Raw genomic sequence first — 25,659 nt, 5'->3', positions numbered from 1 at the left:
GGGAATTCGGGCGTCACAGCTGGGCGCTGAGCAGTGTCATGAAACGGTCGATCTGCGCTTCGTCGTTGAGCAGGCCGGGTGCGGTGCGGATGACCGGGCCGACGTCGCGGTACACCGCATCGACGATCGCCTTCTGCCGCAGCAAGGCGGCGGCGACCTTGTCGCTGTCGCGGTCCTTGACTCGGAAAAAGGTGAAGCCTGCGCTATGTTGCGCAGTCATCGGGGTGACCAGTTCGACCTGGCGGTGTTCGCCAAGGCGCTGCTTGAGGTAGCTGTTGAGCTGGTGAATACGGCCCTGGACCTCGGCCTTGCCCAGTTGCAAGTGCAGCTTGAACGCCTCGTCCAATGCCCAGCGGTGCTCGAAGGCGTGGTAACCCCCAGGGGTGAGGCTGGTGGCGAAATCGGTGTCCTGGGAAAAGGTCGGGATCAGCGGCGTGATGTCCTTGAGTTGTTCGCTGCGCGCACAGACGATGCCGGTACCACGCGGGCCGAACATCCACTTGTGGGTGCCGGCGATGAAGTAGTCGCAGTTCATCTGCGGGAAGCTCAGGTCTTCCACGCCAAAACCATGCACGCCGTCGACCACATAGAGGATGCGATCGACCTCGGCGCGGTCGCGGTTGTGCCGGTCGACCACCGCGCCGATTTCCGCCAGGGGTAGCTTCACGCCGCTACCCGACTGTACCCAGGTCATGCCCAGCACCCGTGTGTTGGAGCGAATGGCGCGGTCGATGTTGCCGACGATCTCGTCGGTGCTGACCTTGGCCGGGTCCTTGAACAGGCGGATTCGGCGCACTTGGGTACCTTGACGCTGGGTGCGAAAGTCAAGCACCGCCTCGGCGGCGGAATGCTCGTGGACGGTGGTCAGGATCTCCTGGTCCGGGCGCACGTGCAGGCCACCGTAGATAATCGCCAGGCCTTCGGTGGTGCTGCCGGTCAGGGCGATCTGGCCGGGGCGTGCCTGCAGGTACTTGCCCGCCCACGCGCGAACCCGGGCCTCGTGCTGCCAGGGTTCCTGGCGGTCCCAGTCCATGACCAGGCCTGGGTTGCGATCGACGCTGGCGCGGTAGCGATCGATGGCGTCCTGCACCGGTTTAGGGTGCGAGGTGATCAGGAAGTTCGAAAGATGCAGGTAGTCCGGGTCCTGGTTGAACAGCTGACGCAACTGCGTCCATTGGTTACCCTGGGTCGATGGTTTTGCTGGATTGGCCAGGGCTTGGCCGAGGCCGCCGCCAAAGGGCAGGGCAACGGCGAGCAGGCTGGCCTGTTTGAGAAAAGTACGGCGGTCGCTCATGGTTGCGCTTACCGGGTAGAGGAAAGAGAAGGGCTGGCGGCCTTTTCAACCTGGGCCCAGACACGCAGGAAATTGCCGCCCCACAGCTTGGCGATATCGGCTTCGCTATAGCCACGCTGGATCAGTTCGGCGGTGACGTTGCGCACCTGGCTCACATCCTCCCAACCTCGCACGCCACCCCCTTCGTTGAAGTCCGAGGCGATGCCGACGTGGTCGATACCGATCTTGCGCACGGCGTAGTCGATGGCATCGCCCAGGTCCTTGAGGCTGGCCTTGGGTTCTTCGTCGAGAATGGCGTACAGCTGGCTGGCGTAGCTGCCGAAACGCTGCTCGGGCCAGGCGGCGATGATCGGGTCGCCGGGCATCAGGGCCATGGCCAGGTTGGGCAGCGGTGGCAGGTCGAACTTGGCGCGCAGGGCGTTGAGCTTGTCCTGGGTCTTTTGCGTGAGCGGGCGCAGGTAGCCGGAGAAGCCGACGATCTGCACCACGCCGCCGCTGTTCTTGATCAGTTGCATCTCGCGGTCGCTGAGGTTGCGTGGGATATCGACCATCGCCCGTGGCGCAGAGTGCGAGGCGACGATGGGCGCGCGGCTCAGGGCGCTGACTTGTTCCAAGGCCTGGGTGGACATCTGCGAGACATCGATGATCACCCCCAGGTCATTGAGCCTTTGCACGGCCTGCTTGCCGATGGGTGAGAGACCACCCAGGGCGTCGGGTGAGTCGTTGAAGAACGGCAGCGGGCGCGAGGAGTCGGCCCAGTCGTTGTTGCCGATGTAGCTGAAGCCGAACATGCGCATACCCCGTGCGGCCCACTTGTCCAGCAGGTTCAAGTCGTTGCCCAACGGGTAGGCGTTGAGCATGCTGATGAAGATGGCGAACTTGCCTTCGCCGTGCAGGCGGCGGAAATCGTCGGGGGTATAGGCGATACCGACCTGGTTGGGGAAGTCGCGCACCAGGCCGGAGATGATCTTGTAGCGCACCTCCTGCTGATTACGGGCCTCCTCGACAAACCCTGCGGTCGGCCGGTGCGGTGCATCGGGGCCGTTCCAGATTTCCGGCCAGCCGAAGAGGGTCAAGGCGGCGCCGGACAATCGTCCTTTGGCGGCCTTGGCCAGGTCGAACTGGCCGTCGCCATCCTTGTCCGCCTCCTGGCCATGGGTACCGAAGTCCAGCGGCAGGGTGATGTGGCTGTCGAAGGAGATCAGCCGATCCTGCAGCTCGTCGGCCTGCTTGATCACCTCGCGCGGGTAGTGCGGGGCGGGGTTCAGCCATTGGTTCCAGGCCAGGTAGCCACCGGCACCGAGCAGCAGGGCCAGGGGCACACCGATGTACAAGGTTTTCTTCCAGCGAGGTTGTGTCATTGCCATCTCGTTTCAGGTCCGCGAATGCCGGGGCTTGGGCTGTCTGGGAGGGACGAGCGTGGCGGGAGGAAATTTAGCGAGGGGCAGCGACGACCTGGCTAAATTTCGCCGGGGAGCATACGTCCTTGCTGGGACAGCGCCTGCTTCATGGCGGACACAGGTAGGGTAATGACGATTTCTCGACGAGGTTTCATGACCGGTGTGGCCCTGGCGGGCGCGGCCCTGCCGGCGGTCCACTATGCGCACCGCGAGCTGACCAGGGATGAGTTTCCGGTCACCCCGGGGGAGGCCAGCGTGGAGCTTGCCGACACCGCCGGCCAACGCCTGGGTAACCGCCTGCGCGGTATCTGGGCTATCCGCTTCGAAGGGGCCGATGCCGGGCTTGCGGGTCTGCCGGCTCAGCAGCTTGAACTGTTCATCGACGTTGCCGCGCGAGGACGTGGCGTGCGCGGTTGCCTTGACACGGCACAACGGCTGCGCAGCGAAAAGGCGCCGCGTTACCAGTTGATCGGTGACCTGGCCGAGTCCGATTCCAATCGCCTTTACTGGCGCCTGATGCCAACGGATGCGAGCCATCGAGGTTATGAAATGGCGATCACCCTGGATCAGGTGTGGGGCGAGTTCGGCAATGCCGGCAGCGAGACCCTGAGTGGGCAGATTGCCGCGCTGGACCGGTCCCTGGCGCTGCCGTTGCAGGACAACCGCTTCGTCGCCATTGGCCAGCGCTTCCCCGAAGCGCGCCAGACCATTGGCCTTGAGCCGGCCTTGCTGGACTGGCTGATTTCCCCCGAGCACCGACTGTTCCACCAGTTGTGGCATGCCTCGCGTGACAAGTGGCACAACCTCTCGGAGGAAAAGCGCAATGCCCTGCGCGGCCTGGGGTGGCAACCTGGCCCTCGTGAGCGCGAGCGTGATGCGCGCGGCAAACTCAAGGACCGCAACGGCTCGGGCGAGGACTTTTTCTTCATGCACCGGCACATGCTCGCTGCGGCCCGTGCGCTGCAGCCGCTGCCGTCGTGGTCGAGCTTTCCGTTGCCGCAGCCGGAGCTTGAACGCGACCGCTTGGGTTTTGCCCGTTACTTCGATAACCTCGACGGCTGCTCGGTGCCGCCGACCTGGCTGGCGCCGGGGGACGATGCGTTCAGCGAGTGGGTCAACGGCATCAAGCGTGCCGAGACGTTCCATGGCAACTTCGCGGTATGGGAGTCTCGGTATCGCGACCCGCGTTACTTGTCGCGGATGACCTTGGGGCAATTGGGCTCGGAGATGGAGCTGGGCCTGCACGACTGGCTGCACATGCGCTGGGCGTCGGTGCCGCGCGACCCCTCCAACGGCGCGCCGGTGCCGCTGGCCCGCGAGCTGGATGACTTTGCGCCGCGTTGGTATGCAGCGGAAAACGACTTTTTGGGCGACCCGTTCTCGTCCCATGTGCACCCGGTGTTCTGGCGGTTTCATGGTTGGATCGACGATCGCGTGGAGGACTGGTTCGCCGCCCATGAGCGTTTTCACCCGGGCGAAGTCAGCCGGATGCAGGTCAACGGCGTGCCGTGGTTTGCGCCGGGGCGCTGGGTGGAGGTGGCTGACCCCTGGCTGGGGCCGGATACCCATGGCTGCAGTACAGTGCCTGGGGTAAGGCCGGGCAGGTCGGTGGAGATGGATGTCGAGACCATGAAGCTGGCATTGCGCATCATCTTTGGCGAGGACGAAGGCAAGTTGGCCGGGTTCATGCGCCAGGTGCCGAAACGGCCGTGGTATGCGCGGCATCTTTCATTGAAGGGATTGCTGGCCTGAGTGCGCCATGGGTTGGATTGATCTCCAACCTTCGTGGCATCGAACTATTCGTGGGAGCGGCCAGGCGTCGCGAAAGGGCTGCACAGCAGCCCCGTGTGTACTCACTGGGCTGTTTTCACGTGCCAGCCGCCACCCAGTGCCTTGTACAGGGCCACGCTCGCTTGCAATCGCGCCAAGCGCAACTGCGCCTGCTGATCCTGTGCCTCGTACAGCGTGCGCTGGGTTTCCAACACCGTCAGCAGCGTTTCGGCTCCGGCACCGTAACGTTGCTGGGCGAGGTCGAAGGCCAGGCGGGCCTGTTGCACTTGCTCATCCTGCCATTGCCGTTGCCGGTCGACGCCATGGATGGCGTTGAGCGCTTTCTCGACGTCGGCGAAGCCGGCCAGGATGCTGCTGCGATAGGCCTCGAGCAACTCCTCTTGCTCTGCCTCGGCCAATTCACGCGAGGCCCGCAGTCGGCCGTTGTTGAAGATCGGCGCGACCAGGCCGGAGGTCAGCGTGTAGTACGGGCTGTCGAAGACCTGGGGCAGGGTGCGGGCCCCCGAACCGAACTCGGCGCCGAGGGTCAGCTTTGGTAGCAGGGCGGCCCGTGCGACCTGCACATTGGCGCTGGCGGCCGCCAGGCGCGCTTCGGCGGCTGCGATGTCTGGCCGGCGGGTCAGCAGGTCGCTGGGCATACCGCTGCCAATTGCCGGCCACTGCACCGTGTCGATGCGCTCGTCGCTGCCGGGCAAATGTTGCACGGGGTCGCCGAGCAGGGTGGCCAGCGTGACGCGGTTGTCCTGCTGGCGTTGCTCAAGCAGCGGCAGTTGGCGCTCCTGGGCGGCCACCAGGCTACGTTGTTGCGCCAACTCAAGGCGCGTGGCCGAGCCAGAGCGCTGCCGCACCTCGACCAGGCCCAGCACATCCCGCGCATTGCGCAGGTTCAGGCGGGCGATGCGCAGTTGCTCATCCAGTGCCAGCCCTTGCAGGTAGCTATCGGCAACGGCACTGACCAGGGTCAGTTCCACAGTCTGGCGGTCGAAGCGGCTGGCGTCCAGGCCATGCAGGCCGCTGTCGCGTGCGGCGCGCAGGCCGCCCCAGAAGTCGATCTCGTAGGTCGCGCTGAGCGTGGTGCCAAACGAGGTGCTGGTGCGTTCGCTGCTGCTGACATCGAGCTGGTCGCTGCCGTCGCCCCGCAGCAGGTGCTGTCGGCTGCCTTCAAACCCGAAGTTCAACGCCGGCAGCAGTGGCGCGCCGGCGATCACGGCGCGGGCCTGGGCCTGGCGTACACGTGCGGTGGCAGCCGCCAGGTCGTAGCTGTTGCGCCGCGCACGTTCAACCAGACGGTCCAGTTCGGGGCTGGCGAAGGCTTTCCACCACTTCGTCTGTGGCAGGGTGAGCCCGGCAGCACCGGTCTCTCCTTGCCAGTTATCCGGTGGTGCGATGCCGCTTTCGGGCGGTGGCGGTGTGCTGCAGGCGGCGAGGCAAAGGCTCAGGGTCAGCAGGCTGATGCGGCTTGGCAATGTCATGGGTTATTCGCTGGTAAGGGCTTTGACCGGATCGAGACGCGCCGCCTTGCGGGCCGGCATGAAGCCGAACACGATGCCGGTGACTACGGCGCAGGCGAAGGCGCCGAGGATGGCGGGTAGGGCGAAGGCCACGGCGACCCCGGCAAGCATCAGGCCTGCGCCGATGCCCAAGGCCAGTGCGATGCCGGTCAGGCCGCCGACCATCGACAGCATCACCGCCTCACTGAGGAACTGGCGCAGGATGTCGCGCTGGCGGGCGCCGGTGGCCATGCGAATACCGATCTCGCGGGTGCGTTCGCGCACGGTCATCAGCATGATGTTCATCACCCCGATGCCGCCGACCAGCAGGGAGATCGCGGCGATCGCCCCCAGCATCAGCGACAGGCTGTTCTGGGTGCGGGCTTCGGCCTGGATCAGTGCGGCGTCGTTGGTCAGCTCGAAGTCTTGCTTACCTTGGTGACGCTGGCGCATCAGGTGATCGATGGCTGCTTCGGTCTCGGCCACTCGTGCCGAATCTCGGGCGGCGATGATCACGTATTCCGGGTCCTGGGTACCGAACAGGCGAATGGACGCTGCCGAGTAGGGCACGACGATGCGTTCGTCGCTGTTCTGGTCGCCGGAGCTGGCGCCTTTTCCGGCCAGCACGCCGACGATCTGGAACGGTACGTTGCCGAGCAGCAGGTACTGGCCGATCGGGTCGCTGCCAGGTTCGAGCAGCGTGTCGCGTACCTTCTGGCCGATCACCGCGACGGCGGCGCCAGTGCGTTCGTCGCTGTCGCTGAAGAAGCTGCCCTGGACCACCGGCCAATTGAGGATGTAGGGGAACTCGATATTGTTGCCGCCGACGTAGAATTTCTGGTTGTTGTTGCCGTGGCGCACCATCACGTCGTCCCCGATCACCGGCATGATCCGCGTCACCTGGGGCAGTTCGGCAATCGCCGCAACATCGTCCAGGGTCACCACGCCGGCGGGCTCACGCAGGGTGGCGTGGCGACCGTTGAGGTAGAGGATGTTCGAGCCGAAGGCGGCCATCTGTGCCATGACCTGGCGTTTGCTGCCTTCGCCCACAGCCAGCATGACCACCACCGAGGCGACGCCGATGACGATGCCGAGCAGGGTCAGGGCAGTGCGAAAGCGATTGATCCACATGACCCGCCAGGCTGCCTGCAAGGCTTCGACCAGCTCGCCCTTCCAGGCGCCACGCTCAGTGGCGCCGCGATCCAGGCGTTCGCGCAGGTCTTCGGCCTGCAGGCCTCGGTGCGGATTGACCGGTGGCTGGTCGTCGGCCGAATCGCTGATCACCAAGCCGTCGCGAATCTCGATCACCCGGTGTGCGCGTGCCGCCACCTCGCGGTCGTGGGTGATAAGGATGATCACATGCCCCTGGCTGGCCAGTTCGTCGAGCAGGGCCATGACTTCGGCGCCGCTGTGGCTGTCGAGGGCTCCAGTGGGTTCGTCGGCGAGGATGATGTGGCCGCCGTTCATCAGCGCGCGGGCGATGGAAACGCGCTGTTGCTGACCGCCGGACAACTGGTGCGGGCGGTTGCCCGTGCGGCTGGCCAGGCCCAGGCGTTCGAGCAGGGCGGCGGCGCGGGCGTGGCGCTCGCTGGCCGGTAAGCCGGCATAGATGGCTGGCATTTCGACGTTTTCCTGGGCCGAGCCCGAAGGAATCAGGTGGTAGCCCTGGAACACGAAACCGAAGGCCTCGCGTCGCAGCCAGGCCAGCTTGTCGGTGTCCAGCTCGGCCACGTCCTTGCCGGCGAAGCGATAGCAGCCGGAACTGGGGCGGTCGAGGCAGCCGAGGATGTTCATCAGGGTCGATTTGCCAGACCCTGACGCGCCGACGATGGCGACAAATTCGCCAGGGTGCACGCGCAGGCTGATACCGCGCAGGACTTCGACCTTGGGTGTGTCGAGGCCGCCGTAGACTTTGCGGATGTCGCGAAGCTCGATCAGGGGGGCGAACATTCAACCTCCGCTGGCGGCAGGGGCGCCGATGAGCAGGCGTTCGCCTTCGCGGACACCGTCGAGGATCTGTACCCGCAGCCGGTCGCTCAGGCCGGTGCGCACTTGGCGCTGCTCGACCTTGCCGTCGCGGGTGAGTACCTGGGCCATGCGCAGGCCGTCACCATCGCTGTCGTCCAGCGCCGCCAGCGGTGCGGTCAGTACCTGGCTGGCCTGGCCGGCGACGAAGAACACCTGGGTGGTCATCTCGGCCATCAGTGCCCCGTCAGGGTTGTCCACGTCCAGCAGCACGGTGTACTGCACGACTTGGCTGCCGGTCGTGCCGGAGGTGGCGCTGGTCGGGCTGCCGCCGCCCTGGCTGGACTGCTCCAGCGGCTTGGGCGGAATCGGCAGTATCTGGCGCACGGTGCTGGTCCAGCGGCGCTTGCCACCGGCCAAGGTGGTGAAGTAAGCGCTCATGCCGGGCTTGACCTTGCCGATATCGGCCTCGGAGACCTGGGCCCAGACGGTCATCGGCGACAGCTTGGCGATGCGCAGGATCAGGGGCGTCTGTTGCTGGGCATTCAGGGTCTGGCCCTCGCGGGCGTCCACGGCAACCACGGTGCCGTCCATGGGCGCGTAGATGCGCGTGTAGCCAAGTTCGGCCTGGTCGCTGCGCAGGCTGGCCTGGGCCTGAAGGATCTGCGCCTGGTACATGTCGATGCGGGCCTGGGTGACCTTGAGCTGGGCATCGGCAGCCTGCACGTCTTCCTCGCGGGTGGCACCAGCAGCGGCCAGGTCGCGCTGGCGTTTGAGCTGTTGCTGGGCCAAGCGGTACTGGGCGCGCTGCTCGGCCAACTGGGCCTTGAGGTTCTCGATCGAGTAGCGGCCGGCGTCGAGCCTGGCCTGCTGGGTTGACGGGTCGATCTCGACCAGCAACTGGCCCTGGTGAACCTGGTCGCCCGCTTCGACATGCAGGCGACGGATCTGCCCCGAGGCCTGGGCGCCGACATCGACGTAGCGACGAGGTTGCAGGGTGCCCAGGGCGGTGACGCTGCTTTCGATATCGGCGCGGGTGACGGTTACCGTGCTGGCCGGCTGGTTGTCGAATGGCAAGGTCTTCCAGGCCAGCAGGCTGCCCAGGCCAAGCAGGCCCAGGCCACCGAGGAGGATGCGGCGGCGAGTGTTGGGTAAGCGTCTCATGCGGACTTCCAGCCAGGGGTGATGGCCACACGCAGCCAGTCGAGGCGCGCAGGGAGGTCCCAGTTAGACGAAGATCAGCATGCGGGATTTACCCAGGTTGGGGGTACCGCTGTGTGTTGCTGAGAATAATTATAATTTGTAAGATTGCACGCTGATATCACATATTCCCGCGTCCCCGCACACCTGTGGCAGGGCAGGGCGACGCCAGGTGCCGCTGTGGAACATTACTATCGTGAACTGGTGAGTTTCCTTTCCGCACGCCTTGGCAGTCGCCAGGCGGCGGAGGACGTTGCCCACGATGCCTACCTGCGGGTACTGGAGCGCACCGACGCGCAGCAGATCGAGCATCCGCGCGCCTTCCTGTACCGGACCGCGCTCAACCTAGTGGTAGACCGTCATCGGCGTCAGCGTGTGCGCCAGGCCGAACCCTTGGACGTGCTGGACAGCGACGAGCGCTGGCACATTCAGGCACCGTCCCAGGAAATGCAGCTCGATCAGCGCCTGGCACTGATGCAAAGGGCCCTGGACGAATTGAGCAAGCCTTGCCGCGACAGCTTCCTGTTGCGCAAGCTCGAGGGCCTTTCACACCAGCAGATCGCCGAGCGGCTGGGCGTTTCCCGAAGCATGGTGGAAAAACATATCGTCAACGCCATGAAGCATTGCCGCTTGCGCATGCGGCAATGGGAATAGTGAAAAGCCGGTGAAACACGAATGAAAATTCTGTACGCGGCAACTTGATTTCTGGAAAGTTCCCGACAACTATCAATGAAGACCCTGCCGAATTCATGGTTTCGGCAGTTGCCTCGTCGGCGCAGTTTGGTCAGGGAGTTTCCCTTAACTAGCTAACTGCCCAGGTCCGATGATGCCCAACAAAACGATGCGCATCCTTATCGCCGACGAGCACCCCAGCCAGCGCTTGCACCTTGAGCGACTGCTCAATGGCCTGGGCTATTTCCGGATCGCGCCGGTGCAAAGCTTCGAAGAGCTGCAGCGCCTGGTGCAGTGCGCGCTGCAACCTTTCAACCTGTTGGTCGGCAATATCGAGTTGGGTAGTCACTGCGGGGTCGACCTTGAGCGCTTTTGCCGGGTCAACGCACAGATTCAGCACGCCTTGCTCTATCACTCACAGTCTGTGACGGTTCCAGACGTGCCGCCGGCCGAGCGCCAGGCGGTCAGCATCAGCCTGCCCCAGGTGCCGGACGACGAAGCGCTGGGTTCTTTCATGGCGATCATCGATGCGCCAGTGTTGGTCGGCAAGCTTGGCCTGCCTTCGAGCGTCGCCAGCCATCTGGCGTTTCCGCGCGCTCGCCAGCATTTCCCGTCGACCGTATTCAGCCGGACCCATTGAACCTGAAGGGGTACCCAAGGGTAAGCATTTGCTATCCTCTTGCCCTTTGCCGATTTGCGGACCCCTGCCATGACTGCCAACCACACCGCTCCTGCGCCCCGGTTCAGCCGCAGCGACCACCGGACCCTGGGTCTGGCGGCACTGGGCGGCGCCCTGGAGATCTACGATTTCATCATCTTCGTGTTCTTCGCGTTGACCCTGAGCCAGCTGTTCTTCCCACCGGAAATGCCGCAATGGCTGCGCTTGCTGCAAAGCTTCGGGATCTTCGTGACCGGTTACCTGGCCCGCCCGCTGGGTGGGATTCTCATGGCGCATTTTGCCGACCATCTGGGCCGCAAGCGGGTGTTCAGCCTGAGCATCCTGATGATGGCCCTGCCGTGCCTGTTGATCGGTGTGATGCCGACCTACGCCGACATCGGCTACGCCGCCCCACTCATTCTGCTGGCGCTGCGCATCCTGCAGGGGGCCGCGGTGGGAGGCGAGGTGCCCAGTGCCTGGACTTTCGTCGCCGAGCACGCCCCGCCAGGGCGACGGGGATATGCACTGGGCTTCCTGCAGGCCGGGCTGACCTTTGGCTACCTGCTGGGTGCCTTGACCGCAACCTTGCTGGCGCAGGTCTTCACCGCGCAGGAAATCCTCGATTACGCCTGGCGTTATCCGTTCCTGCTGGGTGGCGTGTTCGGTGTGATCGGCGTGTGGCTGCGTCGCTGGCTGAGTGAAACCCCGGTGTTTCTGGCCCTGCGCGAGCGCCAGGAGCAGCCAGTGGCCTTCCCGCTGCGACGGGTGCTGGCAGAGCATAGCCGTGCGCTGATCCCGGCGGCATTGCTGACCTGCGTGCTGACCTCGGCGGTGGTGGTGCTGGTGGTGATCACCCCGACCGTGATGCAGCAGCGTTTCGGCATGAGTGCCGGGCATACCTTCGCCTTGAGCAGCGTGGGCATCGTCTTTCTCAATATAGGCTGCGTGATGGCGGGGCTGTTGGTCGACCGGTTGGGTGGCTGGCGTGCGCTGATGGTCTACAGCCTGTTGCTGCCATTGGGTGTCGGCGTGCTGTACGCAAGCCTGGTGGGGCAATGGGGCGCGGTGTGGGCCGCCTATGCGCTGGCAGGGCTTTGCTGTGGCGTGGTGGGGGTGGTGCCGTCGATCATGGTCGGATTATTCCCGGCGCAGATCCGCGTGTCGGGTATTTCCTTCACCTATAACGTCGCCTATGCCCTGTGGGCCAGTACCACGCCGCTGGCATTGATCGCGCTGATGCCGTGGAGCCCGTGGGTGTGTGTCGGCTTTTGTCTGATCATGGGCACCGTCGGATTGCTCACCGCGTTGTATTTCGGGCGTCGCGAGCCCTTGGCGTTCGCCGTCGAGCCTATGCCGGTCATGTGCGCTGACAAATGAGCCTAGAGGAGCAGGGGCATCGAGGCAGAATCCACGGTCATTCCTGATGTGTTCAGCGATGACTGCACACGCGGTCTAGGGTGGCGGGTGCACGCATTTTCCCGTTGGGAAAATGGCAAGATGCGGCCACCGGTTGCACTCATCGAGCTATTCAAACTGCTCGATCGTCGCCCAGAATTGTTCGAAGAGATAAGGACACCCTGAGTCGGCCTGCAACAGCCTACAGCCGGTGCCAACGGTTCACGCAAATCAAGGCTACAAGGCGCACAGAAGGCGACTGTACATGAATGTAGATTGCTCCCGCATCCACATTTCAGGAAACAGGCGCCATGTACGGATTTCATGTGAAATGGCTGACGCGCCGTCAGCTGCCGCCCATTCCGGCGACCATGCTCTTTTCAGGAACGCACCATGATGCCCCGGGGCCTGATGGCGACTTCGAGCAAGCCGTTACGCCCGTAATCACCTGGGGCAACAACAGCCTTGGCTGCGTGTTCGACGACAACGAGCATCACGACGCTGCCTGGCTGGTTGTCTACGGTGACGGGGAGCAACTGACCGGCGTGCATCCGTTGCCTCATTTTCGGCATGTCATGGACATTCAAGCGGCGCCAAGCGGTGTTGCCTGGGTGCTGGTCGATGAGAAAGCGCGCAAGGTCGAGATCTCGCATCTTCTGCTCGACGGACTCGATGGCAGAGTAGGCCGTGAGACCTCACTGGAAGGAATGCCGGTTGGCATTCCTTTCTGTCTGCGCAATGGGCGCGATTTTCTGATGGCGGACGAGTCAGGGGTTCGCGTTGCCGCCTTGCCCGATCCGCTGGCGATGCAGTGGATGTATCAGGATGGCGAGCTGACCCATGTTGCCACCCAACAGGTACTGGGCCTGGGCGTGCGCTGCAAACCTGCCGCGCAGGACGGAGACCGCTGGCACTTGTCCGCCCGAGGCGTGTTGTTCTATGGCGAAGAGAAACGCGCTTTGTGCGCCGACCCCGGCAATGGCGATGTATGGCTTCAGGCACACGTGGCAGAGTCACCAGAGGGGCTATGGCAGGTGCAAATGCCGGGGCAGACGAGGCGTAACAGGGGCAGCGCGTTGCGTATCAGCACGCTGGCCATTCATGTGCAGGTCTCCAATGACTTGAGGTCCGGGACCAGTGATGCTGTGTATTTTTCCGTCAACGGCAGCGCGCACCGGCAATTGCTGGCACGCAACTTCGATCGTGGCTCATTGCTTCAGGTCGATGTCGATCTGTCGAGCATGTTCGCGGGGCGTCAGCTGGTTGCCGATGAGCTCCACAGTGTCGAGCTGTACCAAGTGAGCGGCGAAGGGTACGGGCCTGCGTGGCGCATGCAATCTCTGGATCTGGTGGTCAACGATGAACTGTCCAACCGGCTACTGGTTGCCGAAAGCCCTTGGCTGCTGCCGGCGAGAGGGGCGAGTTGGAAGGGCGTCGTGAACTGGTTGGACTGGCGCTTGAAGGGCAAGGAGACACCGCTGGATTTTACCGGGCGTACGTACCCGGTCACTTGGCGACCCCTGCTGAGCGACTGGCTGTACTGGCGCAGCTACGACGTCTCGAACATCGAAGGAGTTTGCCAGTTGATCGGTGAGCAGGACGGTAGGGTGCTGGGGTTCGAGCTGGTCGGCCAGCGTCCTGTTTATCTTGAGCCCAACACGGCAAACGACTCCTACACCTGGGTGTACACGCCACAGGGGAGCATTATCGTAAAGCGCTGGGACAAGGCGGCGCCTCGGGCTCATTACATCACTCACAGCCAGCTGGGTATGGGCGCCCCCGTGGTATGCGCGGGTGAAATGACGATCGTCCGCATGGGGGCGGGCGTGGCGGTCCACGATATCCTGGGAATGATCAACGATGCGTCGGGGCACTATGTGCCGGATGGCGGTGCATGCCTCGCCCATGTGCGCGAGCGACTTGCCCAATTGGGGCTGGATACCACGCGGACGACGGTCGCGTTCCACAGCGGCAAGCAGGCGGAATGATTGCCTCCGGGCACAACGAAAAAGCCCCCGGGCCACGCGGCCAGGGGGCTTTTTCCTGCCTCGGGGGCAGGGCTTACATGTTCGGGTAGTTCGGCCCGCCAGCGCCTTCAGGCGTGACCCAAGTGATGTTCTGGGCCGGGTCCTTGATGTCGCAGGTCTTGCAGTGCACGCAGTTCTGCGCGTTGATCTGGAAGCGCTTGTTGCCGTCTTCCTGGGTGACCACTTCGTATACGCCGGCCGGGCAGTAGCGCTGCGCCGGTTCGTCGTACAGTGGCAGGTTGTTGGCGATCGGTACGTTCGGATCGGTCAGCTTCAGGTGGCAAGGTTGCTCCTCTTCATGGTTGGTGCTGGAGAGGAATACCGAGCTGAGCTTGTCGAAGCTGAGCTTGCCGTCGGGTTTCGGATAGTCGATCTTCTGCGAATCGGCGGCGAGCTTGAGGCAGGCGTAGTCCGGCTTGGTGTCGTGCAGGGTGAACGGCAGCTTGCCGCCGAACCAGTTCTGATCGACATAGTTGAACGCCGCGCCCAGGATCGGCCCGAACTTGTGCATGGCCGGGCCGAAGTTGCGGCTGGCGAACAGCTCTTCGTAGAGCCAGCTGGCTTTGAAGGCGCTGACATAACCGTTGAGCTGGTCACCGCCTTCACTGCCGGCGATCAGTGCGTCGGCAACTGCCTCAGCAGCGAGCATGCCCGACTTCATGGCGGTGTGGCTGCCCTTGATCTTGGCGAAGTTCAGGGTGCCCAGGTCGCAGCCGATCAGCGCGCCACCGTTGAACACCATCTTGGGCAGCGAGTTGAAGCCGCCTTTGCAGATGGCGCGGGCGCCGTAGCTGATGCGTTTGCCGCCTTCGAGATATTGGCTCATCACCGGGTGATGCTTCAGGCGCTGGAACTCATCGAACGGCGAGAGGTACGGGTTGGCGTAGGACAGGTCGACGATCAGGCCGACCACCACCTGGTTGTTTTCCAGGTGATAGAGGAACGAGCCGCCGGTGTTGTCCTTGCTCATCACGTCCAGCGGCCAGCCGGCGGTGTGCACCACCAGGCCCTGCTCGTGCTTGGCGGGGTCGATTTCCCAGATTTCCTTCAAGCCGATGCCGTAATGCTGCACGTCGGACTCGCTGTCCAGGTCGAAGCGCTTGATCAGCTGCTTGCCGATATGGCCGCGGCAACCTTCGGCGAACAGGGTGTACTTGGCGCGCAGTTCCATGCCTGGGGTGTACAGGCCGTCCTTGGGGTTGCCTTCGCGGTCGACGCCCAGGTCGCCAGTGATGATGCCGCGTACCACACCGTTTTCGTCGAACAGCGCTTCCTGTGCGGCGAAGCCTGGGTAGATTTCCACGCCCAGGTTCTCTGCCTGCTGGGCCAGCCAGCGGCACAGGTTGCCCAGGGAGATGATGTAGTTGCCCTGGTTGTGCATGGTTTTAGGCACGAACAGGTCAGGGACCTTGGTCGAGCTGCCGGCATCTTTGAGCACATAGATATCGTCACGCTTCACTTCGGTGTTCAGTGGCGCGCCGAGTGCTTTCCAGTCGGGGAACAGCTCGTTCAGGGCGCGGGGTTCGAAGACCGCGCCGGAGAGGATGTGGGCGCCGACTTCGGAGCCTTTCTCGACCACGCAGACGCTGATCTCGCTACCGGCTTCGGCGGCCTTCTGCTTCAGGCGGCAGGCGGCGGACAGGCCCGCCGGGCCGGCGCCGACGATGACCACGTCGAATTCCATGTATTCGCGTTCCACTGGTACTCTCCTACTCATCAAGGCTCGTGCTGTTGCTTTGTCTTATTGGGTGCGGGGGTGGTCACGGGAGGCTGTTCAGGTGTCTGTAGCCCTGTAGCCGCGTGAATGACGAACTACACCGTTTTGTCTTGGCCGCGCATTATATCTACACCACTTGGCGGGTCCAATACAAACGTTTGTTTGAATTTGCCGCAGGCCAGTAAAATCACAGGAACGCGGCTTGAGGGTGGCCGATTTGCCGTATTGACCGGATTGGGTGTTACGGTCAAGATACGAGCGGTTTTACGCTCGCCGTAGGCTGACCGTCGGGCGCAGGTGCACCCCTAAAGGCCAGGCGTAGAGCAAGGTTTTCGGGCCGAAACCCGTTTTGTAGTGGAGTCTACACGCCACGACAGAAAATGACCCGCGGGTTTTGCCGAAACAGTCTGAACAGGACTGATTGGTCACTGTGAAGTTCGCTCGAGCCGGAACGTTTTTAGAGGTGCCCTTGTACCCACGCGCAATCGCCGGGCAAGCCCCAGGCGACATTCTATTCACCGGAGAGTAACGAGGAATCCATGAAGGTTCTTGTAGCTGTCAAACGAGTGGTCGACTACAACGTCAAGGTTCGCGTCAAAGCGGACAACTCCGGCGTCGACCTTGCAAACGTCAAGATGTCCATGAACCCCTTCTGCGAAATCGCCGTGGAAGAAGCCGTGCGCCTGAAAGAAAAGGGCGTTGCGAGCGAGATCGTCGTCGTCTCCGTCGGCCCGAGCACTGCTCAGGAGCAACTGCGTACCGCCCTGGCCCTGGGTGCCGACCGTGCCATCCTGGTCGAAGCAGCTGACGAACTGAACTCCTTGGCCGTGGCCAAGGCACTGAAAGCCGTTGTCGACAAAGAGCAGCCACAGCTGGTCATTCTCGGCAAACAGGCCATCGACAGTGACAACAACCAGACCGGCCAGATGCTGGCCGCGCTGACCGGTTTCGCGCAGGGCACCTTCGCCTCCAAGGTGGAAGTGGCTGGCGACAAGCTGAACGTCACCCGCGAAATCGACGGCGGCCTGCAGACCGTCGCGTTGAACCTGCCGGCGATCGTCACCACCGACCTGCGCCTGAACGAGCCACGTTACGCGTCGCTGCCGAACATCATGAAGGCCAAGAAGAAGCCGCTGGAGACCGTTACTCCAGACGCGCTGGGCGTCTCCATCGCCTCCACCAACAAGACCCTGAAGGTCGAAGCGCCTGCTGCCCGCAGCGCGGGTATCAAGGTCAAATCGGTGGCCGAACTGGTCGAGAAGCTGAAGAACGAAGCGAAGGTAATCTAAATGACTATCCTGGTTGTCGCTGAATACGAAAACGGTGCCGTAGCCCCGGCCACCCTGAACACTGTCGCCGCAGCCGCCAAGATCGGTGGCGATATCCACGTACTGGTCGCTGGCCAGAATGTCGGTGGCGTTGCCGAGTCTGCCGCCAAGATCGCTGGCGTGGCCAAGGTGCTGGTTGCTGACAACGCAGCCTACGCCCACGTCCTGCCGGAGAACGTCGCGCCGCTGATCGTCGAGCTGGCCAAAGGCTATAGCCACGTGCTGGCCCCAGCCACCACCAACGGCAAGAACATCCTGCCGCGCGTTGCCGCGCTGCTGGACGTCGACCAGATCTCCGAGATCATCTCGGTCGAGTCCGCCGACACCTTCAAGCGTCCGATCTACGCCGGTAACGCCATTGCCACCGTGCAATCGAGCGCTGCTGTAAAAGTCATCACCGTGCGTACCACCGGCTTCGACGCCGTCGCCGCCGAAGGCGGCTCGGCTGCCGTTGAGGCGGTGGGGGCTGCTCACAATGCCGGTATCTCGGCCTTCGTCGGCGAAGAGCTGGCCAAGTCCGATCGTCCAGAGCTAACCGCTGCCAAGATCGTCGTATCCGGCGGCCGTGGCATGGGCAACGGTGACAACTTCAAGCACCTGTACGCCCTGGCCGACAAGCTTGGCGCCGCTGTCGGTGCTTCGCGCGCCGCGGTCGACGCAGGCTTCGTGCCGAACGACATGCAGGTCGGCCAGACCGGCAAGATCGTCGCGCCGCAGCTGTACATCGCCGTCGGTATCTCCGGTGCCATCCAGCACCTGGCCGGTATGAAAGACTCCAAGGTGATCGTTGCGATCAACAAGGATGAAGAAGCGCCGATCTTCCAGGTGGCCGACTACGGCCTGGTCGCTGACCTGTTCGAAGCGGTACCAGAGCTGGAAAAGCTGGTCTGATCCGGCTGCTTCACTTATAAAGAAGCCCGGCCCTCGTTGAGGGGGTCGGGCTTTTTCATGCCCGTTGCGGGCTTATCGCCGGCCGGCGCCTGCAGGAGGTGCGTGCCGGTGGTGCGGGCAAGTGGGCCCTCAAGAACAAGGCAAGGAGAGAGGATGAGGCTTCGCGGAGCGCGCGCGATACTGGCATGCATGGTTGCGATGCTGTCGCCGATGGCGATGGCGGCAGGCAAGTGCGAGCGCCTGGTGGCGACCGGCAGCCCTGATGCGCCGCCGTATTCCTGGCAGGACCCAAAGGACCCTGAACACCTGATCGGTGCCAACGTCGACCTGTTGCGCCAGGTGGCCAGCGAACTCGGCGTGAAACTCGAGGTGCTGTATGCCGGCAAGCGCGACCAGGCTCTGGAGGAGGTGCGCAGTGGCCGGATGGACCTGTTGCTCGACACGCCGATGCAGGTCGGCCAGCTGACAGCGCTCGACTACATCCACCCCCCTTTGCAGCTCAATGAGTACCTGGTCTGGACCCGCCATGATGCCAGCCTGGTGTTTGACGGCCCGGCCGACCTTGCCCAGTACCAGGGTGGTCTGTCGGAGCGGGCGCGGCTTACGCCGGCCTTCGAAGCCTTCGCCAAGGCGCAACTGAAGCTGCTGCCCGCGCAGAACCTGACCCAGGCATTCCAGAAGTTGGTGCTGGGGCAGGTGGACTATGTGCTGGCGGGTCGCTACGCGGGAATGGCCATGGCCCAGAGCCTGGGCATGAGCAATGACCTGATCGCACGCGGGCTGCCGGTGGACCGCCCGGGGCTGTATCTGGCCGTGTCTCACAACTCGGCCTGCAATGACGCGTGGCTGCGTGGGCAATTAGCGAAAAAACTGACAGAATTGCCGATCTCCGGTGCGTCCGAGGCCGTGCTACAGCGTAATGTCGAGCGCTGGAAGGTACAGATGCAGGCGCCGCTGGATGCCCCCAAACAGTAGGAAGATTGCGTGAGAACCCAACCACTGATCCTTGCCCTGGCCATGCTTGGCTTGGCCGGCTGCGCCAACGATCCGGCGCCCAATGAGCAGATGCGTCTGTCCGAGCAAGCGCTGGAGCAGGCCAAGGCCGTTGGCGCTACCGAGCAGGTGCCAGAGTTCAAGATGGCCGAAGACAAGTTGGCTCGCGCCAAGACCAACATGCTGACCGAGGATTATCGCGATGCACGCATGCGCGCCGAACAATCCGAGCTGGATGCGCGTTTGGCCGAGGCGCGGGTGCTGAACCAGAAAAGCGATGAGCAACTCGAACGCTTGCAGTCGCGCGTCAAGCGCCTGCGCAGGCAGTTGGAGGTGCAGCCATGATGCGCCTCAAGCCCGTGTCCGTCCTGATGGTGCTGGCGTTGTCTGCTGGCTTGCAAGGTTGTGCCAGCCATCGCAGCGAGGTTGCGCTGGATGAAGCCAGTTCGGCATTCCAGAAGGTCAAGGATGACTCCGACGTGCTGCGCAGTGCACCGCGTGACGTGATCCGAGCCGGTGAATCGTTGGCCCGCGCCGAACGGCTGTCCAGCTACATCGGCACCGGTGCCGATGTGCGTCACTACGCTTACCTGAGCCAGCGCTATAGCGAAATCGCCCGCGAGCACACCAAGCTTGCACTGAACCAGGAGCGCATCGCCAAGCTCGACCTGGAGCGTCAGCGCCTTCAGTTGGCCCTGCGCGAAGCCAAACTCGCCAGCGTTCAGCAGCAGGGCAAGTGGGTCGAGGCGCAGATTGCCGCAATGGCGTCCGAGCAGGCCGACCGTGGCCTGGTGATGACGTTGGGTGACGTGCTGTTCGATACCGGCCGTGCCGACCTGAAGAACTCCGCCAGCCGCACGGTGCTCAAGCTGGTCCAGTTCCTGCAGCTGAACCCGCGGCGCGTGGTGCGCATCGAAGGTTACACCGACAGCACCGGAGCGCCTGAAGACAATCTCAAGCTGTCACGCGATCGTGCCCAGGCGGTGGCCGACATGCTGGTCGATCTGGGCATCGACGAGAAGCGCCTCGAAGTGCTGGGCTACGGCGACCAGTATCCGATCGAGGCTAACGCGTCGGAGCGGGGTAGGGCGCAGAACCGCCGCGTCGAGATCGTGTTCTCCGATGACAAAGGCAAGTTGGCACCCGCCCGTTGACCCTTTGATCTGATCGCTGGCACGTCGACCCTCATGTGGGGGCGGCTTGCCGGCGATCAGGGGCACTGTCACGCCGCAGTAATGTTGGCTATTCTGCAATCTGTCCCAGTACACTTGGCAACTGTTACGGTATGCTCTGCTGCCAGATTGCAGCATAAGAACAACGAGCCCGTCCGAGCGTCGAGATATCGCCATGACCAACCTGCTGCTGTATCAGCGTATCGCCCAGCAACTGGCCGATGACATCCGTCGCGGTGTCTATCAACCGGGTGAGCGCGTGCCGTCCGTGCGCAAGATGAGCGCCCAGCTCAACGTCAGTCACGCCACGGTGCTGCAGGCTTATGCCAATCTCGAAGACCAGGGCCTGATTCGTGCCCGGCCGCAGTCGGGCTACTATGTCCACCAGACCCCCGCACTGACGGCGCAGACCCCAGACATTGCACGGGTCGAGCGTCCGGGGCTGGTTACCCGTGCCAGTATCATCCAGCAGGTGCTGACCGAGGCGCGTCGTGATGGCGTGTTCCCCTTCGGGGCAGCGGTGCCCCATGTCGACTACCTGCCGGTTCGGGCCCTGCATCAGCAGATCGCCAAGGTCACCCGCTTCCACAGTCCCCGGGCGTTCAGCTACATGTTCAGCCCAGGGTTCGAGCCGCTGCGTCGGCAGATCGCCATTCGCATGCGTGATGCCGGTGTGCTGGTCGACCCGCGCGAGATCATCGTCACCCATGGTTGCGTGGATGCGCTGCAGATGTCGCTGCGGGTACTGACGCGGCCTGGCGACCTGATCGCGGCCGAGTCGCCGACCTACTATGGTCTGTTGCAGCTGGCGGACCTGCTGGGGTTGAAGGTCATCGAAATTCCCAGCGACCCCTCGACTGGCATCAGCCTCGAGGCGCTGCAACTGGCGGCCAACCAATGGTCGATCAAGGCCTTGGTGCTGACCGCACGCTTGAGCAATCCCCTGGGCGGAACGGTGCCCGAGGAGCGGCAGAAACAGCTCCTGCGCCTGGCATCCGATTTCGACATCCAGATCGTCGAAGATGACATCTATGGCGAACTCATGTTCGAGCAGGGGCGAACCAAGGCGCTCAAGGCATTCGATAGGCTTGATCGGGTCATCTACTGTTCGAGTTTCTCCAAGACGCTGTCGCCGGGTGTGCGGGTTGGCTGGATGGTGGCGGGGCGTTATCAGGACGAGATCCAGCGCCTGCAAACCTTCACCACGCACTCGGCCTGCAGCGTGACCCAGATGGGTGTGGCGGCCTACCTCGAAAACGGCGGGTACGACAGGCACCTGCGCTATATCCGCCAGGAGTATCGCAAGAACCTCAGTGCCTACCAACTGGCGGTGCAGCAGCACTTCCCCGAAGGCACCCAGATGACCCGTCCGACAGGCGGCTTCATTCTGTGGGTGAGCTTGCCGGGGCGGGTCAATACCCAGGAGTTGCATGTGCGAGCGCTGGAGCAGGGCATCAGTATCGCGCCAGGCCTTATCTTCAGTAATACCGAGCAGTTCAACCACTGTATCCGGCTCAATTGCGGCATTCCTTGGAACAAGGAGGCCGAGCGGGCGGTGATCACGCTCGGGTTGTTGGCCCAGCAATTGTGCAGGGAGACGACGAGCGCGCTTTTGTAGGCTTGTCAGGCGCCCGCGGAACAGAGAGCATACGCACCTTTCCGGCCTGCCTGTCGAATCCATGAAACTGTTGCGCTGCTTTGCCCTGTCGTTGTGCGTTCTGCCGCTTTTTCTGCCTGTCGGTGGGGTCGAGGCTGCACAGCCGGCAAGTCAGGCGCCGGCGGTGAAGGGCAAGGTCAGTCACAAGCCGGTGGCGAACAAGTCGGCCAAGCCTGCCGTCAAGCGCGAAGCGCAGGCCAAGTCCAAGGCCAGATCGGCTCACAAACCGATCAGCAAAGCGGTTCGCCAGCCGCTGCCGGAGACCAAGCTGGACTTGAGTTTGCCTGCCGACATGGTCAAGAACCTCGAGCCGGATGTCGGCAAGGCGCCGGTCAGGCGCAAACCTTTGCTGCCAGCAATGTTCAGCGAGAAGCCCCAGGACGATGACAGCCCTTTCCAGCTCAATGGTCGGCTGATCAACAACGAAATGCAGCTTCAGTTGCGCAACGACAGCCGCCGCGATGTAGAAGGGGCGGCGATCGACTTCGAGTTTCGTCAGTAGCTTCGTGTAACTGACTGCCGGGTCATCGCAGATTTCATCCGGCCAGCAATTTCAAACGTCTGTTTGAGCGGTTACTATCCAGGGACGTTCGTCCCGTTTTGTTCCAGGGAGTCCTGATGTCGGTGAATAGCCATGAATTGCCGTGAGGGTTGCGGTGCCTGCTGCATCGCGCCATCCATCAGTTCGCCGATGCCGCGCATGCCTGAAGGCAAGCCGGCAGGCGAGCGCTGCCTGCACCTGACCACGGAAAATCTCTGCGACCTGTTCGGCAAGCCCGAGCGTCCGGCAGTTTGCGGTGGCTTCCGGGCAGAACCCGAGGTATGTGGGCAGAGTCGTGACGAAGCGATCAGGATTCTGGGCTGGCTGGAGCAGATGACGGCGGCGTGACAAGCGGGATCTTCGACAACAAGGATAAGCATGATGAGATCATTGAAGCGTATTGCACTGCTGTGTGGCGTGAGTGTTCTGTTGGCGCCGGTTGCCTGGGCTGAAGACTGGCAGGTGGCCAAGGACGAGGAGGGGATCAAGGTGTCCCTGAGCGAAGTGGCAGGCTCCAAGTACAAGGCCTATCGTGGCGTGACCCTGATCAAGGCGCCGTTGGCGAAGGTGCAGGCGCTGCAGGAAGATGTGGTAGGCGCCTGTGCCTGGGTGCATGAGTGCAAGTTGCAGAAGCTGCTCAAGCAGGAAGGTGGCGAGATCTGGACCTACACCCAGTTCAATACTCCCTGGCCGGTGACGCCGCGCGATTCGGTGCTGCATGTGACCACCGCCAAGGAGGCTGATGGCAGTGTGGTGCGCAAACTGGTGGGAGAGCCGACCTACGTGCCCGAGGAGAAGGGCTTCGTGCGGGTGGCGAAGGTCGAGGGCTTCTGGAAGCTGGTGCCCAAGGGAGACAGCACAGAAGTGACCTACCAGGTGCACACTGAGCCGGGTGGTAGTGTGCCTGCAATGGTGGCCAACAAGTTCGTGGTGGAGGCGCCGTTCAATACGCTGAAGAACTTGCGCGAGCGGGCTGAGAAGCACTGAGGCTTTGGTGCCGCCTCTGTGAGGTGGTCGCAGGATCTGCAATGAAAAAGGCTGCCCGAGGGCAGCCTTTTTGCGTTCGGCCAGGGGGCTTACTTGCGGTCTTTCAGGTCGACGATGTCGCGCTTCTCGTGGCCGGTGTACAGCTGGCGCGGACGGCCGATCTTGTACGGGCTGGAGAGCATTTCCTTCCAGTGCGAGATCCAGCCAACGGTACGTGCCAGGGCGAAGATCACGGTGAACATGCTGGTCGGAATGCCGATCGCCTTCAGGATGATACCCGAGTAGAAGTCGACGTTCGGGTACAGCGAGCGCTCGATGAAGTACGGATCGGTCAGGGCGATCTCTTCCAGGCGCATGGCCAGTTCCAGCTGCGGGTCGTTCTTGATGCCGAGTTCGCTCAGCACTTCGTCGCAGGTCTGCTTCATCACGGTGGCGCGCGGGTCGCGGTTCTTGTAGACGCGGTGACCGAAGCCCATCAGCTTGAACGGATCGTTCTTGTCCTTGGCCTTGGCGATGTACTTGTCGATGTTCGAAACATCGCCAATTTCATCGAGCATGGTCAGTACGGCTTCGTTGGCACCGCCGTGCGCCGGGCCCCACAGCGCGGCAATGCCGGCGGCGATACAGGCGAACGGGTTGGCGCCGGAAGAGCCGGCCAGACGGACGGTGGAAGTGGAAGCGTTCTGCTCATGGTCGGCGTGGAGGATGAAGATCCGGTCCATTGCCTTGGCCAGCACCGGGCTGATCGGTTTGATCTCGCACGGGGTGTTGAACATCATGTGCAGGAAGTTTTCTGCGTACGACAGGTCGTTGCGTGGGTACATCATGGGCTGGCCCATGGAGTACTTGTAAACCATCGCGGCCAGGGTCGGCATCTTGGCGACCAGGCGCACCGCGGAAATTTCGCGGTGTTGCGGGTTATTGATGTCCAGCGAGTCGTGATAGAACGCCGACAGGGCGCCAACCACGCCGCACATCACTGCCATCGGGTGAGCGTCGCGACGGAAGCCGTTGAAGAAGGACTTCAGCTGCTCGTGAACCATGGTGTGGTTCTTGACGGTGCTGACGAACTGGGCCTTCTGCTCGGCGTTGGGCAATTCGCCGTTGAGCAGCAGGTAGCAGGTTTCCAGGTAGTCGGATTTCTCGGCGAGCTGTTCGATCGGGTAGCCGCGGTGCAGCAGCACGCCCTTGTCGCCATCGATGTAGGTGATCTTCGACTCGCACGAGGCAGTCGCCATGAAACCAGGGTCGAAGGTGAAGTGACCAGTGGCCCCCAACCCGCGGACGTCGATTACATCAGGACCAACGGTGCCGGTTAAAATGGGCAGCTCGACGGGGGCAGCGCCCTCGATGACCAACTGCGCTTTTTTGTCAGCCATGTGGCCTCCTATTAATGCTTGAAATCATCAGACAGACCCCCCACGCAGGGCCCGCACCACTATAGAGGGATAAATTCGAATGTCAATTTGCCTAAAGGCTGGTTGAAAGCGGCTCTGAGGCCTGATTTTTCTCGAAATTCTCGCCCATTTACGCCTTTTGCTCGCTAAAGGCAATGCGCTATTTGGGCTACCCCGTCACGTTGTCATAAGCAGCCTAACTGTCTATACTCGGCACCCGACCGCCAAGGGCTTGCAAGCCTGATTTGCTGGGGGTCGCCGTTCCCTGGGTGGTGGGTACCTGACCAGTACACTTACCAACAACTTTGCCCTGATTCGCTAGGGGCTCTTCAGTGTGAAAAAAGCCGTGAAAAGCCAACGACCTGTAAACCTAGACCTAAGGACCATCAAGCTCCCAATCACCGCGTACACGTCCATTCTGCACCGTATCTCCGGCGTCATCCTGTTCCTGGGCCTTGCCATCATGCTTTATGCATTGGGCAAGTCGCTGGGTTCGGAGGAAGGCTTCGGCGAGGTGAAGGCGTGTCTGACCAGCCCGCTGGCCAAACTGGTGACCTGGGCCCTGCTGTCCGCCCTGCTGTATCACCTGGTGGCAGGCGTACGCCACCTGATCATGGACATGGGCATCGGTGAGACGCTGGAAGGCGGCAAGCTGGGCTCGAAAATCGTGATTGTCATCTCCGTGGTGGTGATCGTTCTGGTGGGAGTTTGGGTATGGTAACCAATGTCACGAACCTGTCGCGTTCGGGCCTCTATGACTGGATGGCGCAGCGCGTCTCGGCGGTCGTTCTCGCGGCTTACTTCCTGTTCCTGATCGGGTACATCGTTGTTCACCCAGGCATGGACTATGCCCAGTGGCACGGTCTGTTCTCCAACAACGCGATGCGGATCTTCAGTCTGCTGGCTCTCGTTGCCCTGGGCGCTCACGCCTGGGTCGGCATGTGGACCATCGCCACCGACTACCTGACGCCGATGTCGTTCGGCAAGTCGGCGACTGCGATTCGTTTCCTGTTCCAGGCGGTATGCGGCGTTGCGATGTTCGCTTACTTCGTCTGGGGTGTGCAGATTCTCTGGGGTATCTGAT

At 62.8% G+C, this 25,659-nt stretch carries 23 protein-coding genes and 1 pseudogene; 17 read left to right on the top strand and 7 right to left on the bottom strand.

The window, feature by feature from the left end:
* Positions 1–13: 13 nt before the first annotated feature.
* On the bottom strand, positions 14–1,294 hold the full coding sequence (locus tag VXM67_RS18310) for an aminotransferase class V-fold PLP-dependent enzyme (RefSeq protein WP_367237261.1): 1,281 nt from the start codon (positions 1,292–1,294) through the stop codon (positions 14–16).
* Positions 1,295–1,302: 8 nt separating this feature from the next.
* Entirely contained in the window at positions 1,303–2,655 is a 1,353-nt protein-coding gene (gene pvdM, locus VXM67_RS18305) for a pyoverdine-tailoring dipeptidase-like protein PvdM (protein ID WP_023381378.1), read from the bottom strand.
* Between the two features lie 168 nt (positions 2,656–2,823).
* On the opposite strand from pvdM, the gene VXM67_RS18300 reads away from it, so the two are divergent.
* A complete protein-coding gene (locus VXM67_RS18300; RefSeq protein ID WP_027908208.1) occupies positions 2,824–4,446 on the top strand; it encodes a twin-arginine translocation signal domain-containing protein in 1,623 nt (540 codons plus the stop codon).
* Positions 4,447–4,547: 101 nt separating this feature from the next.
* On the opposite strand, the gene VXM67_RS18295 is transcribed toward VXM67_RS18300, so the two are convergent.
* From VXM67_RS18295 to VXM67_RS18285, 3 genes are read right to left on the bottom strand one after another with little or no spacing between them, the layout of a single operon-like run.
* Positions 4,548–5,957 carry an efflux transporter outer membrane subunit gene (locus VXM67_RS18295; protein ID WP_027908207.1) on the bottom strand — a complete coding sequence of 470 codons (1,410 nt, stop codon included), beginning with the start codon at positions 5,955–5,957 and terminating at the stop codon, positions 4,548–4,550.
* A 3-nt stretch (positions 5,958–5,960) separates the two neighbouring features.
* Complete coding sequence (locus VXM67_RS18290) at positions 5,961–7,925, bottom strand: MacB family efflux pump subunit (RefSeq protein ID WP_367237260.1); 1,965 nt, start codon at positions 7,923–7,925, stop codon at positions 5,961–5,963.
* Positions 7,926–9,104, bottom strand: a complete 1,179-nt coding sequence (locus VXM67_RS18285) for an efflux RND transporter periplasmic adaptor subunit (RefSeq protein ID WP_023381374.1) — start codon at positions 9,102–9,104, stop codon at positions 7,926–7,928.
* A gap of 216 nt (positions 9,105–9,320) precedes the next feature.
* Between VXM67_RS18285 and VXM67_RS18280 the strand changes: the two genes are divergently transcribed.
* The 5 genes and pseudogenes from VXM67_RS18280 to VXM67_RS18260 all read left to right on the top strand — a co-directional run bounded on the left by VXM67_RS18280 (position 9,321) and on the right by VXM67_RS18260 (position 13,853).
* Entirely contained in the window at positions 9,321–9,794 is a 474-nt protein-coding gene (locus VXM67_RS18280) for a sigma-70 family RNA polymerase sigma factor (protein WP_023381373.1), read from the top strand.
* Between the two features lie 172 nt (positions 9,795–9,966).
* Positions 9,967–10,452: a response regulator gene (locus VXM67_RS18275; protein ID WP_023381372.1), complete on the top strand. Its 486-nt coding sequence runs from the start codon at positions 9,967–9,969 to the stop codon at positions 10,450–10,452.
* Positions 10,453–10,521: 69 nt separating this feature from the next.
* A complete protein-coding gene (locus tag VXM67_RS18270) occupies positions 10,522–11,847 on the top strand; it encodes an MFS transporter (protein ID WP_023381371.1) in 1,326 nt (441 codons plus the stop codon).
* Between the two features lie 87 nt (positions 11,848–11,934).
* Positions 11,935–12,051, top strand: a pseudogene (locus VXM67_RS18265) (type II toxin-antitoxin system MqsA family antitoxin); the annotation flags it as partial.
* A gap of 140 nt (positions 12,052–12,191) precedes the next feature.
* Positions 12,192–13,853, top strand: a complete 1,662-nt coding sequence (locus VXM67_RS18260) for a hypothetical protein (RefSeq protein ID WP_367237259.1) — start codon at positions 12,192–12,194, stop codon at positions 13,851–13,853.
* A gap of 73 nt (positions 13,854–13,926) precedes the next feature.
* Here VXM67_RS18260 and VXM67_RS18255 read toward each other — a convergent pair whose 3' ends face one another.
* Positions 13,927–15,609, bottom strand: coding sequence for an electron transfer flavoprotein-ubiquinone oxidoreductase (locus tag VXM67_RS18255; RefSeq protein ID WP_081669754.1), 1,683 nt, complete (start codon positions 15,607–15,609; stop codon positions 13,927–13,929).
* Positions 15,610–16,148: 539 nt separating this feature from the next.
* On the opposite strand from VXM67_RS18255, the gene VXM67_RS18250 reads away from it, so the two are divergent.
* The 9 genes from VXM67_RS18250 to VXM67_RS18210 all read left to right on the top strand — a co-directional run bounded on the left by VXM67_RS18250 (position 16,149) and on the right by VXM67_RS18210 (position 23,178).
* Positions 16,149–16,898: an electron transfer flavoprotein subunit beta/FixA family protein gene (locus VXM67_RS18250; protein WP_023381368.1), complete on the top strand. Its 750-nt coding sequence runs from the start codon at positions 16,149–16,151 to the stop codon at positions 16,896–16,898.
* On the top strand, positions 16,899–17,828 hold the full coding sequence (locus VXM67_RS18245; protein WP_023381367.1) for an FAD-binding protein: 930 nt from the start codon (positions 16,899–16,901) through the stop codon (positions 17,826–17,828). It abuts the gene before it with no gap.
* A 153-nt stretch (positions 17,829–17,981) separates the two neighbouring features.
* The gene (locus tag VXM67_RS18240) at positions 17,982–18,803 is read left to right on the top strand and encodes an ABC transporter substrate-binding protein (protein WP_027908203.1); all 822 of its coding nucleotides are present in this window, start codon (positions 17,982–17,984) and stop codon (positions 18,801–18,803) included.
* A gap of 9 nt (positions 18,804–18,812) precedes the next feature.
* Entirely contained in the window at positions 18,813–19,166 is a 354-nt protein-coding gene (locus tag VXM67_RS18235) for a DUF4398 domain-containing protein (RefSeq protein ID WP_367237258.1), read from the top strand.
* On the top strand, positions 19,163–19,975 hold the full coding sequence (locus VXM67_RS18230; RefSeq protein ID WP_023381364.1) for an OmpA family protein: 813 nt from the start codon (positions 19,163–19,165) through the stop codon (positions 19,973–19,975). The genes VXM67_RS18235 and VXM67_RS18230 overlap by 4 nt, the downstream gene beginning before the upstream one ends.
* Positions 19,976–20,168: 193 nt before the next feature.
* On the top strand, positions 20,169–21,611 hold the full coding sequence (locus VXM67_RS18225) for a PLP-dependent aminotransferase family protein (protein ID WP_023381363.1): 1,443 nt from the start codon (positions 20,169–20,171) through the stop codon (positions 21,609–21,611).
* 61 nt (positions 21,612–21,672) lie between these two features.
* A complete protein-coding gene (locus tag VXM67_RS18220; RefSeq protein WP_023381362.1) occupies positions 21,673–22,152 on the top strand; it encodes a hypothetical protein in 480 nt (159 codons plus the stop codon).
* A gap of 132 nt (positions 22,153–22,284) precedes the next feature.
* Complete coding sequence (locus tag VXM67_RS18215) at positions 22,285–22,539, top strand: YkgJ family cysteine cluster protein (protein ID WP_023381361.1); 255 nt, start codon at positions 22,285–22,287, stop codon at positions 22,537–22,539.
* A 33-nt stretch (positions 22,540–22,572) separates the two neighbouring features.
* Complete coding sequence (locus VXM67_RS18210) at positions 22,573–23,178, top strand: START domain-containing protein (RefSeq protein WP_023381360.1); 606 nt, start codon at positions 22,573–22,575, stop codon at positions 23,176–23,178.
* Positions 23,179–23,267: 89 nt separating this feature from the next.
* Here the strand turns inward: VXM67_RS18210 and gltA are convergent, their stop codons facing one another.
* Complete coding sequence (gene gltA, locus VXM67_RS18205) at positions 23,268–24,557, bottom strand: citrate synthase (protein WP_023381359.1); 1,290 nt, start codon at positions 24,555–24,557, stop codon at positions 23,268–23,270.
* A 352-nt stretch (positions 24,558–24,909) separates the two neighbouring features.
* Between gltA and sdhC the strand changes: the two genes are divergently transcribed.
* Positions 24,910–25,296 (top strand): succinate dehydrogenase, cytochrome b556 subunit, encoded by a 387-nt coding sequence (sdhC, locus tag VXM67_RS18200; RefSeq protein WP_077068487.1) that lies wholly within the window; start codon positions 24,910–24,912, stop codon positions 25,294–25,296.
* A complete protein-coding gene (gene sdhD / locus VXM67_RS18195; protein ID WP_023381357.1) occupies positions 25,290–25,658 on the top strand; it encodes a succinate dehydrogenase, hydrophobic membrane anchor protein in 369 nt (122 codons plus the stop codon). Before sdhC ends, sdhD begins: the two co-directional genes overlap by 7 nt.
* Position 25,659 lies beyond the last annotated feature (1 nt).

Origin of the sequence: Pseudomonas sp. Rh2, from assembly GCF_040762985.1 — a bacterium.
Classification (GTDB): domain Bacteria; phylum Pseudomonadota; class Gammaproteobacteria; order Pseudomonadales; family Pseudomonadaceae; genus Aquipseudomonas; species Aquipseudomonas taiwanensis.
This window is presented reverse-complemented; position numbering and strand designations above follow the sequence as displayed.

Excerpts from the sequence above, each read along its gene's own strand:
- VXM67_RS18310 (WP_367237261.1), bottom strand. The coding sequence starts at position 1,294 with ATGAGCGACCGCCGTACTTTTCTCAAACAGGCCAGCCTGCTCGCCGTT.
- pvdM (WP_023381378.1), bottom strand. The coding sequence starts at position 2,655 with ATGACACAACCTCGCTGGAAGAAAACCTTGTACATCGGTGTGCCCCTG.
- VXM67_RS18300 (WP_027908208.1), top strand. The coding sequence starts at position 2,824 with ATGACGATTTCTCGACGAGGTTTCATGACCGGTGTGGCCCTGGCGGGC.
- VXM67_RS18295 (WP_027908207.1), bottom strand. The coding sequence starts at position 5,957 with ATGACATTGCCAAGCCGCATCAGCCTGCTGACCCTGAGCCTTTGCCTC.
- VXM67_RS18290 (WP_367237260.1), bottom strand. The coding sequence starts at position 7,925 with ATGTTCGCCCCCCTGATCGAGCTTCGCGACATCCGCAAAGTCTACGGC.
- VXM67_RS18285 (WP_023381374.1), bottom strand. The coding sequence starts at position 9,104 with ATGAGACGCTTACCCAACACTCGCCGCCGCATCCTCCTCGGTGGCCTG.
- VXM67_RS18275 (WP_023381372.1), top strand. The coding sequence starts at position 9,967 with ATGCCCAACAAAACGATGCGCATCCTTATCGCCGACGAGCACCCCAGC.
- VXM67_RS18270 (WP_023381371.1), top strand. The coding sequence starts at position 10,522 with ATGACTGCCAACCACACCGCTCCTGCGCCCCGGTTCAGCCGCAGCGAC.
- VXM67_RS18255 (WP_081669754.1), bottom strand. The coding sequence starts at position 15,609 with ATGAGTAGGAGAGTACCAGTGGAACGCGAATACATGGAATTCGACGTG.
- VXM67_RS18250 (WP_023381368.1), top strand. The coding sequence starts at position 16,149 with ATGAAGGTTCTTGTAGCTGTCAAACGAGTGGTCGACTACAACGTCAAG.
- VXM67_RS18245 (WP_023381367.1), top strand. The coding sequence starts at position 16,899 with ATGACTATCCTGGTTGTCGCTGAATACGAAAACGGTGCCGTAGCCCCG.
- VXM67_RS18240 (WP_027908203.1), top strand. The coding sequence starts at position 17,982 with ATGAGGCTTCGCGGAGCGCGCGCGATACTGGCATGCATGGTTGCGATG.
- VXM67_RS18230 (WP_023381364.1), top strand. The coding sequence starts at position 19,163 with ATGATGCGCCTCAAGCCCGTGTCCGTCCTGATGGTGCTGGCGTTGTCT.
- VXM67_RS18225 (WP_023381363.1), top strand. The coding sequence starts at position 20,169 with ATGACCAACCTGCTGCTGTATCAGCGTATCGCCCAGCAACTGGCCGAT.
- VXM67_RS18220 (WP_023381362.1), top strand. The coding sequence starts at position 21,673 with ATGAAACTGTTGCGCTGCTTTGCCCTGTCGTTGTGCGTTCTGCCGCTT.
- VXM67_RS18215 (WP_023381361.1), top strand. The coding sequence starts at position 22,285 with ATGAATTGCCGTGAGGGTTGCGGTGCCTGCTGCATCGCGCCATCCATC.
- VXM67_RS18210 (WP_023381360.1), top strand. The coding sequence starts at position 22,573 with ATGAGATCATTGAAGCGTATTGCACTGCTGTGTGGCGTGAGTGTTCTG.
- gltA (WP_023381359.1), bottom strand. The coding sequence starts at position 24,557 with ATGGCTGACAAAAAAGCGCAGTTGGTCATCGAGGGCGCTGCCCCCGTC.
- sdhD (WP_023381357.1), top strand. The coding sequence starts at position 25,290 with ATGGTAACCAATGTCACGAACCTGTCGCGTTCGGGCCTCTATGACTGG.